The 9,765-nt window shown below is 31.4% G+C and carries 10 protein-coding genes and 1 tRNA gene; 3 read left to right on the forward strand and 8 right to left on the reverse strand.

Features of this window, described 5'->3' with window-relative positions:
• On the forward strand, positions 1 to 243 hold a 243-nt coding region (locus V5784_RS03965), incomplete at its 5' end, for a transposase (protein WP_336887759.1).
• 273 nt (positions 244 to 516) lie between these two features.
• Here the strand turns inward: V5784_RS03965 and V5784_RS03970 are convergent.
• The 8 genes from V5784_RS03970 to V5784_RS04005 all read right to left on the reverse strand — a co-directional run bounded on the left by V5784_RS03970 (position 517) and on the right by V5784_RS04005 (position 6,849).
• Complete coding sequence (locus tag V5784_RS03970) at positions 517 to 1,110, reverse strand: hypothetical protein (RefSeq protein WP_336887760.1); 594 nt, start codon at positions 1,108 to 1,110, stop codon at positions 517 to 519.
• Between the two features lie 3 nt (positions 1,111 to 1,113).
• The gene (locus V5784_RS03975) at positions 1,114 to 1,851 is read right to left on the reverse strand and encodes an ABC transporter substrate-binding protein (RefSeq protein ID WP_336887761.1); all 738 of its coding nucleotides are present in this window, start codon (positions 1,849 to 1,851) and stop codon (positions 1,114 to 1,116) included.
• A gap of 527 nt (positions 1,852 to 2,378) precedes the next feature.
• Entirely contained in the window at positions 2,379 to 3,491 is a 1,113-nt protein-coding gene (locus V5784_RS03980; RefSeq protein WP_336887762.1) for a VTT domain-containing protein, read from the reverse strand.
• A gap of 36 nt (positions 3,492 to 3,527) precedes the next feature.
• Positions 3,528 to 3,908 (reverse strand): rhodanese-like domain-containing protein, encoded by a 381-nt coding sequence (locus tag V5784_RS03985; protein ID WP_336887763.1) that lies wholly within the window; start codon positions 3,906 to 3,908, stop codon positions 3,528 to 3,530.
• A gap of 114 nt (positions 3,909 to 4,022) precedes the next feature.
• Positions 4,023 to 5,159, reverse strand: coding sequence for a heterodisulfide reductase-related iron-sulfur binding cluster (locus V5784_RS03990; RefSeq protein ID WP_336887764.1), 1,137 nt, complete (start codon positions 5,157 to 5,159; stop codon positions 4,023 to 4,025).
• Positions 5,160 to 5,171: 12 nt separating this feature from the next.
• Positions 5,172 to 5,297, reverse strand: a complete 126-nt coding sequence (locus V5784_RS03995; RefSeq protein ID WP_336887765.1) for a rhodanese-like domain-containing protein — start codon at positions 5,295 to 5,297, stop codon at positions 5,172 to 5,174.
• A gap of 3 nt (positions 5,298 to 5,300) precedes the next feature.
• Complete coding sequence (locus tag V5784_RS04000) at positions 5,301 to 6,119, reverse strand: rhodanese-like domain-containing protein (RefSeq protein ID WP_336887766.1); 819 nt, start codon at positions 6,117 to 6,119, stop codon at positions 5,301 to 5,303.
• Positions 6,120 to 6,135: 16 nt separating this feature from the next.
• On the reverse strand, positions 6,136 to 6,849 hold the full coding sequence (locus tag V5784_RS04005) for a TVP38/TMEM64 family protein (protein ID WP_336887767.1): 714 nt from the start codon (positions 6,847 to 6,849) through the stop codon (positions 6,136 to 6,138).
• Between the two features lie 703 nt (positions 6,850 to 7,552).
• Between V5784_RS04005 and V5784_RS04010 the strand changes: the two genes are divergently transcribed.
• Together V5784_RS04010 and V5784_RS04015 are read left to right on the forward strand one after the other, a co-directional pair.
• Positions 7,553 to 7,637, forward strand: a tRNA-Leu gene (locus V5784_RS04010).
• Positions 7,638 to 7,917: 280 nt separating this feature from the next.
• Positions 7,918 to 9,525, forward strand: coding sequence for an ATP-binding cassette domain-containing protein (locus V5784_RS04015; protein WP_336887768.1), 1,608 nt, complete (start codon positions 7,918 to 7,920; stop codon positions 9,523 to 9,525).
• The last annotated feature ends 240 nt before the right edge of the window (positions 9,526 to 9,765 follow it).

Consider the following 9,765-nt stretch of genomic DNA (forward strand, 5'->3'; position numbering starts at 1 on the left):
GGGATTTTGATTATGAATACACGAAAAACTTACTCTTCTAAGTTTAAATTTAAGATTGTTTTGGAAGCTTTTACAGAAAGAGAAACTTTACAGAAAATTGCTAATGATAATGAAATTGCACCTTCTCAAATAACTCGTTGGACTGATGAGTTTAAAAAGAAAGGAGCCGATATTTTTAAACTCATCAGTCCAACGAGTTATTTAAGAAGATGCAATTTCATTATCATTAGCAATTTTTTGTAAAGTTTCTCTTTCTGTAAAAGCTTCCAAAACGATCTTAAATTTAAACTTAGAAGAGTAAGTTTTTCATGTATTCATAATCAAAATCCCCCATATTGTTTTCTTAAATTATACCCTATTTTTTTGCTTAAGGTTAAACACTCTTTGTATGAATTTATACGACCATTATAGATAGGTTATTCCTAGGAGATATGGAACTTCAAATGAAGCAAATATATGAGCAAAAACTACAAACAATGAACTCAAATAGATAGGAAAAATTATTGGAAATACCACCTATTTAAAAAAATGATATCTATTTACTCCATATACCTTAGCCACATCCAGCCACTCATTGTTTATCTTTATCATCGTTGAATATACCATGAGGATCACAAAGGGACTTGCCTTCCATCCATAGGTCAATATAATTGAATATCCATGATTCTCATTGACTAAAATCGGAAATTCATTCATCTTATGAATCCATCCCAACCTATAGCATAGAGTAGAGATAATTCCACTTTGGCCAACTAGAGTAGAGATCATATATCCTCCTAAAAGATAGGGAATATACATGGGAGCTAAAAAAAACATCTTTATCCCATTTAATTTTCTCAGATTGAACTCTGTACTGAGAAGATAGAGGGCATATATCCCTAAAAGAGACATTACTCCCACTAAAATTATAGAACATAAACTTAATTTGCTGGTATAAACTAGAGAATTCAAAAATTCTCCTCTGTTTATTACTTTTTCTAATAATTTATAATTAAATATTTGTTGAAAAGATTTTAATATTCCACTCCAAAATAATACCAACATCACAATGATACTGGGCAGAATCCCTAGGTGGGCCTTAGTTCTTCGCCACTTTTTCATACCATTCATCTTTTATCCCTTCTTTACCTCTGGAGATAACTCCTCTAATTGAGGCGTAAACAACTCTTCCTTTAATTTTTTAGTGATTGCTCCGTCTCCCCAGACTGAAGACTTCATCTTTCTCTCTTTGGGGTCGTTTGAGATCATATAGTTTATAAAAACCAAAGCTGCTTCTGGATTTTGTGTATTTTTAGCTATAGTCAGATAATGATTGTTTGTAAAACTTCCTACATCCATTACATACGGATATGCGTTCTTAGGAAATTCACCTAAGGCTACTTTATTTTCTACTATACTAGGAGTATAACTGATAGAAAAATCTACCTCTCCGCTAGCAAATAACTCATGATTTCTTTCTGAAGACTCAGGGTATGTTTTCCCTTCTCTCCATAAGTAGGGCTTTATTTCGTTTAAGTAATCCCACACTGGGTCCATTTCATCCACTGTAAAACTTCTTCTTCCTAATATGTCTACAGCCAGTGTCCTTATAAAGGCATTTCCTACAAAGTCATTGGGATTAGAATAGGTAAATCTCCCTGGATTTTTTTCTACCCATGATCTTAGTTCTACTGCTGTTTTAGGAGGATTTTTTTCCTCTGTTATCATTATAAAATTAGCTTGTCCAAGAGGTGCTTCTAATCCTTCTACCGGCTCACCAAAATCACTTCTAAGAGCATTTGGATCGACTTCCCCTATATTTTGGTAGCTTAGAGTTGATATCTCCCAGTAAAATTTCGTTAGTTTTAGCAAATTTAAAATTTTCTCCATTGAGCCAGATAACATCGGTTCTTCCATTTGTTTTATTGGCTTCTTTCTCGATAACCAATTTATTCAGAGGTTGTCTGATATCTGTAATAGGCACCCTCTTTAAAGTTATATTATATTCTTTCTTCAAATTAGGAGCAATAAATTCATCATAATATTTATTGCTCTCTTTACTTCCACCCCATATTGTTATAGAAACACTTTGACCGCTGGCATTTTTTTTAATTTCTTCTCAGGTCAGGTCCAAAACATCTTTTTTTGACGTTTCTTCTTTTTCCCCGCAACCTACCAATAACAAACTTGCTAATATCAATAGAAATATTAATTTTTTCATCTATTTCCCCTACAAACAATTGTATTCTTCATTTATTATAGCATAGTTACAACCTTATGTTTTGAATGTTTTTTGAAGTAAACATTCAGATTGCATCCTATAAAATAACATTTGCCCACCAAAAGGCGGACAAATTTTCAACTTTAAATATCCCTAATATTTTAAAAGTTTAGTTATTTTATTTTTGAAGTTCCATTCTTTTTTTGATGATCTTAGTTACTACCATAAGACTCATGAAAATAAGTGATGCTGTGATTGAATATTTTAAAACTGTAGCCTTGCCTCCAGATGTAAACGCTCCTGCTAACATAACATACACAGAGCTTCCTGGTAATATGAATATTGTAGATAATATCGCATACTGCACAAATCCAATAGAAGTTAATCCATATACATAATTTTGGATTCCAAATGGAAAGATAGGTATTAATCTGGTTACAGCTAAAATAAACCATCCATCTTTTTTTACTCCTTCATCTATTTTTTTAAATATGTCTGTGTTTCCAAACTTTCTCTCAATAACATCTCTAGCAATATATCTAGCTATCAGGAAAGATAATGAAAGTCCTATCCCTGCTCCAATAGCCGTATAGACAACTCCCATTATTGGTCCAAAAATTATCCCCCCAACTATTGTAATAGGCAAAGCCGGTAAAATCGTAATAGTTATAAATATATATATCAAGATATAAAAAAGTGGACCCCATACCCCTAGAATAGTAATTACACTCTCTAATTTTTCCCTCTTTGTAATGTAACTAAATAAAACTTTAAAAATATTGTCTTTTTCAATTCCGATGTTTCCCTGTGTGGATTCATAGGACCACTGAGCCCATGAACCATCATAGTTCTTAACATCTTTATAGCCCAATAATTCTTTCAATACAAAGATCATATGGGCAGATCCTTCACCTGAACGTGAATATAAAATAACCGGCATATCTTCTGTAATCTCCTCATCATCCAAAATTGCTTTTATCTGTTTAGGTGATTTAAATGTTTTATCTTTGTTCACCATCATATCCCATGGAATATTATATGAACCTGGAATTTTACCCTTTATCAGCAATCTATCACCTTGAATTAATTCATCAGATTCAAGATAGGCTCTTGTATCTAATATCACTACATCATCTGCTATTGTAGCTTTCACATCTTCTAAACTCGCTGACTTAGATGAGTCTACCGGACTCAGAAATTCATATACTGTCTGGATAGTTGGCCTTACTATAACTCCCTCTACCACTTTTAATCCAGCTGACTTCCATCCATCTATTCCGCCGTCGATCACAGATATATTTTTATGTCCATACAGGTCTAATATCCACTATAATCTGCTGGCATCATAGTCTGCCTCTGCACCCAGTAAAAGGATGTGTGTATTAGCTGTAATTCCATAGAAGCCTAATGTTTTAGACATTTTCTTAGGAGTAGCTCTCATACCATTATATTCATATTCCCCTTCATCAGCAGAAAAATCTGGTCTCCAAATTTGGTAGGATCCTTCCAGATGTGCTTTTTCAAAAGCTGCTTGTTTTCTTACATCTAAAATTACCAGACCCTTTTCGGTCTCGATCATCTTATTTGCAGTTTCTGGGCTTACTAAGGTGTTAGTTGCATATGCTGAATATTCCTTTGATCTTGTAGGAGTAGCCATTCCAACCATAAAAATTGCTATAAATATTATAACAGTTAATAATTTTTTCATTTATCCTCCCTTTTGTGTTTAGAGTAAGCACAGATTTCCACTCTTAATTAATTTTATATAATCTTCATAAAATTAATTCACTAATAATCCTTAATAGATATATGTTATATTGTGTTATTTCCTTTTATTTAATTCTTTTTTAGATTTAAATCTATTCATCCATTGTATCTCTGGCCTCTGATTTCTTTTAGCTGCAGAAGCTTTAGTATATGTCTCTCCAAATACTAGATCTAAAATATGTACCGAGTCTTTTCCTGCACTTTCCATAGATTCCCTGCATGCAGCACAATAACTTACTATATGATCTGTCTTATATTCCGATGCTCTCCGATTTCTAACTGCATGAGTCACTTTGGGGTTAGCCGGCATTACCATTCCACCAAACCCACAGCACCTTGTATTCTCTTTTGTATGGAAAGGCTCTTCAGTCTTGTATTCCATTTGAGCTAAAATCCATCTGATCCCGTTCTGGATCTCCTTGTTGTATCTAGTAGGACACGAATCATGAATACCAAATACAACATTTGAATCTTTCCCTATCCCATTGGCATGTTCAGGCAATCCTAATTGAGGCAAGATCTCCCACAGAGATTTTACTTTTTGATTTGGGCTATTTTTTTTAAAGATTTCATAACACGATTGACATGCTACGATAATTTCATCTGCTCCTGTATCATCTATAGCTTTTTGAACTGCATCATACCTTTTCTTAAATTTATCCACCTGTCCAAGAGACTGTGTTGGTTTCCCACAACATTTTAAGATAGATCCGATCTCTCCATCATATTTTTCTTGTAAAAAATCTAGGATATTTCCCACTGCTTTTGAGTTATAAGAAGGTAGTGAACATCCCGGGAAAAATATTCTTTTAGTTTTATTTCCCTTAGGAGCTTTATTGGCTGTATTAAAAAAATTTGAATGTCCCAAATATTGGTGAACTTCAATTGCCCTATGACCCTTCATAGGTGATTTTCCATTATTTTTTTCTATCTTTAGCTTCCTACTTTCCATAAATATATCCTGTATCTTATAATCTTTGGGGCAAGCAATCGTACATTGGTTGCACATATTACATGAATACGTCATTCTATCCGATACTTTGTTTTTTTCTATACATTCCTTAAAAATTGATTTTGGATCCTCTCCAAAATCATTTAGCATAACACAATTTTTCATACAGGGTTTAGATTTACATTCTAAACACCCGTTGATTACCTCTTCCATTTTTTCTTTAATTTTTTTAGAAACCATAATTTTCTCCTATTATTTGTTTTCCATTGGCATAGTTTTATCGCCACTCCATTCATAGATAGAACCTTCATAATTTTTTACATTTTCAAAGCCACCGGCTCTGAGGATCATAGTTGCATAACCCGATCTTATTCCCATAGTTCAGTAAAGAGTAAGGTCGTCTTTTTTAGAAATATCCATTTTATCCATTATCTCTTCTATTTCTATCGGTGTCTTTAAAGTCCCATTTCTATTCAATAATTCAGTCCAAAGAAGATGCTTTGCCCCTTTTATATGACCACCTCTAGGCTCCCCTGCCTTTTGAGATCCGTCAAATTCTTTTTTAGTTCTTGCGTCGATAATAGTTTCTTTATCTAAATTTTTAAAAAGTTCATCTTTTGTTATCATAAAACTTCTGTCATAGTCTTTTAAAGTCACACCAGCACTGGGTGTTGGTTTAACAGTAACATTTTTTGTCATCTCATAACCAAGTTCTTTCCAATAACTGGATCCCCCATGAAGAATCTTAACATTTTTCATTCCTGCTAATGTTAATTGCCAAGCTGTACGTCCATCTGCTCCAGGACCTTTAAATAAATCTGAGTAAAGTACCACTATTTTTTTATCATCTATTCCCAATGAAATAAGTTTTTCTCTCAACTCATCCTTTGATTTTATAGTTCCCCAACCTGGGTCTCCTGGTTTACCAACTTTTTCTGAAAAAGCATGGAATCCAATTCCTATGGCTCCTTTTATATGTTCTTTGGCATATATCTTCGGATTATTACAATCCAATAATATTAAATTTTCTGTTCCTAATAATGTTTTAAGTTCCTCAGGGCTGATAAAATAATCTCCTTTTTCATATATGGAAAGATCTATTTCTTTTACTTCCTCAGCCGATGATCTACCACAAGCATTGAATAAAAAAAATATCAACCCACATAGAACAAGTAATCCCATGGTGTATTTTTTTCTCATTTTTCCTCCTCATATTTTAGTTTGTACTTTCTAATCCTGTAGTATCTTTTGATTTTTTCTTATCATTCAATATTTTTTTAAACAGGAATATCAATATGCTAATAGAAAATAATATAAGCAATCCCACTACTATTGTTTTGGTCGGCCCTGTCAACATACTTCCTATGTATGAATAAATTATTGTTGCTGGCAGTTGTCCTATCCCAGTAGCCACAAAAAAATTGAAAAAACTCATAGAAGTTAAGCCTGCAGCATAGCTGACAATGTCAAAGGAAATAAATGGCAATAATCGTGCTACCAATATTGTATATTTTCCATATCTATCAAAAAAATCATCCACACCATCCAATGCATATTTACCAGTTAATTTCATTACTACATCTCTTCCATAAAACTTTGCTATGTAAAAACATAGTGCTGCTCCTACCATAGAACTAGTCCAGGATAAAAGAGCTCCCTTTACCCAGCCAAATAATCCGGCATTGGCAAAGGTTATTATAAAGGCGGGAAGGGGTGCTACTATAGATTGTAATATCATAAGTAAAAATGATACGACAGGAGCCCATATTCCAAACCCTAAGATATACTCTCTAGCTAAATCCACATCCACATTTTTAAGGATGAAAATTGCCTGATTGGTATTTATTCTAATTACTGGAACTAAAAAATATAGTCCCACTACAGCTATTAAAAGCCCTATTTTCAGCATCTTGTCTTTTTTGTATTTCAATTAATTAACCCTCCATGTACTGCAATATAATGTTTATTTTATATAAAATTAAAATTGATTTAAATTTATATATAATTTTCGAGATAACTTCGGATTTAACACATCACAAATGACCCCCCGCTTTATCAAGGAGATTATGTTTATCCATTAAGATTAAAAAAATTTGTTTTCTTATTTTTTACAGTGATTGTTAATTGGAACAGAATAGTTCCGAAAGTAATTATTTAGGAATAGATAAAATATTAAGGTCAAAATATCTCGTTAATATATTATTTATATCCATCATAATTTTAAAATGGCTTGGAAGTTAAAGAGTGAATTGGAATAAATGTTTATAATATTGAAGCAGTAAAGACTACCTAATATATCCTTTTTTCAGATTCTAAAAGTTCCATTATAACTTCATCCAGAAGTTTATCAGCTATTCAGGCTCAATTAAATCTTAATTTCAACATAATTCCTCTCCTTTAAAAATTTATTTATATAACTTATACCACCTTCTTTCCAATTTGTCAAGAAAAAAAGCTATAGAGATCTTCTTTGAGGTAAAGAAAATTTGCAATCATTTTTGGAAAAATACTTGTTAAAATCAGAATTTATCGATTCTATAGAAATAAAAGTTTCACCTTCAATTATTCGACTCTACCTAAAAAAACTTTTGATTGACAACTGTCAAAGATTACTATATAATTTCTTATGTTATGCATCAGTGGCGGAATGGTAGACGCGTAAGGTTGAGGGCTTTATGGGATTTTCCTGTGGGGGTTCAAGTCCCCCTTGATGCACCACGCTATCCCTTACAAATGGGATATATAATTAGAATATTTTAAGAAGGTTCCCAGTTTTGGAAGCCTTTTTTTTAATTACTCAGAAAAAAGAAAAAGTTCTAATTAGCAGAATAAATCTATAAAATTTATTCTGAGTATTTTCCTAGTAAAATCTGGATTTATAACTCCATTCTAACAAAACAACATAATATTTTTATAGTTTAATTTTGGATTTTCTCAAATATGCGGTATAATATTATTTAGGTTATTTATAGCAAATCGTTAAAATAGGAGAAGATATATGAATATTATTGAATTTAAAGATGTAGCAAAATCACATTTAACTCAAAAGTTATATGGAAATGTTAATTTAGAGATCAACAAGGGAGAAAAGATTGCTATTGTTGGTAATAATGGAAGTGGAAAATCAACTTTATTAAAATTAATAAATGAAGATGAATACCCAACTTATGGAGATATAGTAATTGAAGAGGAAGCACAAATTGCTTACTTTGATCAATTTGGAGAAACAAGTTTAGATCAATCAGTAAAAGAGTTATTAGACTCACCATTTGAGCATATAGTAAAAGCTCAAGTCCACTTAGAAGAAGTTTCGATTCAGTTTACTGGTGAAGCAGACAATGATGAAAAAGTGATGGAAGAATTTCAAAAAGCTTCAGACCATTTTGAAAGTTTAGGAGCATATGACTATATTCATTTACAATCTGAATTTATAGATGTATTTGAATTAGGTAGTAAGTTAGATAGAGAATTTAAAGATTTAAGTGGTGGAGAAAAGCAATATGTAAGACTTGCAATAGCTTTATTCAAAGAATCTAACCTTGTAATATTAGATGAACCATTATCATATTTTGATAAAAAGAAGACTGCTTGGTTAGCTAACTTTATTGCTAAAAGTTCTAAAGCATTTTTAGTAATTTCTCATAGTGTTGATTTTATTAGATCATTTTCTAATAAATTCTTTGATGTAGATAATTTTAAAGTAACTACATATGAAGGGGACTATAGAACTTACCAAAAGGACAAAAAAATACAAATAAAGGAAGAAAAGAAAGAAAATAGAGAAAAAGATTTTGAAATAGAAAAAACTCGTGAAAGAATTAAGCAAAAAGAAATATTGGTACAAGGAGTCGGTAATAACCACTCTCATGCTGTAATCTTAAGAAGGATGGAAAGAGAATTAGAAAGATTAGAAAAAGGGAAAAATGTACATTCTAAAGAATCTGAACATGCTTATAATTCTAGTCCTGAAGAATATTTTACAATTAATAAAGACATTGGGGATGTAATAGCTTCAATTAATAATGTTTCTAAGGAATTCCCTGAAAAAACATTATATAAAAATGTTAACTTTGAAATATTAAAGAACAGTAAAATATGTATTGTAGGAGAAAATGGAGCTGGAAAATCAACTTTATTAAAGATGATTTTAGGAGAAGAAGAACCTACTACAGGAACTATTGATATAAACCCTAAGGCAAAATTCTCTTATATAGAGCAAGAAACTATCTTAGAAGATGAAAACATGAGGATTACAGAATATATTCAAGATAAAACTGGTCTAAACCAAGACTTTATCGAAGGAGCTATTGACTCTCTTTTCAATTACGAAGAAGAATTTAGAAGTAAAAAAATATATATGTTAAGTGGTGGAGAGAAAAAGAGGTTAGAAATATTTACTAACATCTTAGCTGAAAATCACTTACTTGTAATAGATGAACCTTCTACTTATATGGATAGTTACTCTAGGTCTACAATTGCAAATATGTTAAACGAATATCACGGTGCCGTTGTCTTAGTAACTCATGACAAAGAATTATTAAGAATGATTAATTTTGAAATATTTGATATTAGAGATAGATTATTTAGAGTGAAAGAAGTAGGTTAAAAATTGAAATAAAAAAGTGGGGCTGTTGCAAGTTTTGTGTAAACTCTAAAAATTAATGTAAAACTTATATAAAAAGAGGAGTCATAATTCTTTAATTATAGCTTCTCGTTTTTAATATATTAGAACTTTATTTTTTGTATGTCAATAGCAGAGCCTAAAATTAGCCTCTTTTAAAAGGTATATCTTAGATTATCACTTAGTTTAATCTTTCTTCAAAAAATATTTGTAATTGAGAGTAGA

It is taken from the genome of Psychrilyobacter sp., assembly GCF_037132775.1.
Taxonomy (GTDB): Bacteria; Fusobacteriota; Fusobacteriia; order Fusobacteriales; family Fusobacteriaceae; genus Psychrilyobacter.

Coding starts and splice junctions, on each gene's coding strand:
- V5784_RS03970 (WP_336887760.1), bottom strand. CDS start 1,110: ATGAATGGTATGAAAAAGTGGCGAAGAACTAAGGCCCACCTAGGGATT.
- V5784_RS03985 (WP_336887763.1), bottom strand. CDS start 3,908: ATGAAAAAATTATTAACTGTTATAATATTTATAGCAATTTTTATGGTT.
- V5784_RS03990 (WP_336887764.1), bottom strand. CDS start 5,159: ATGGTTTCTAAAAAAATTAAAGAAAAAATGGAAGAGGTAATCAACGGG.
- V5784_RS03995 (WP_336887765.1), bottom strand. CDS start 5,297: ATGGGAATAAGATCGGGTTATGCAACTATGATCCTCAGAGCCGGTGGC.
- V5784_RS04000 (WP_336887766.1), bottom strand. CDS start 6,119: ATGAGAAAAAAATACACCATGGGATTACTTGTTCTATGTGGGTTGATA.
- V5784_RS04015 (WP_336887768.1), top strand. CDS start 7,918: ATGAATATTATTGAATTTAAAGATGTAGCAAAATCACATTTAACTCAA.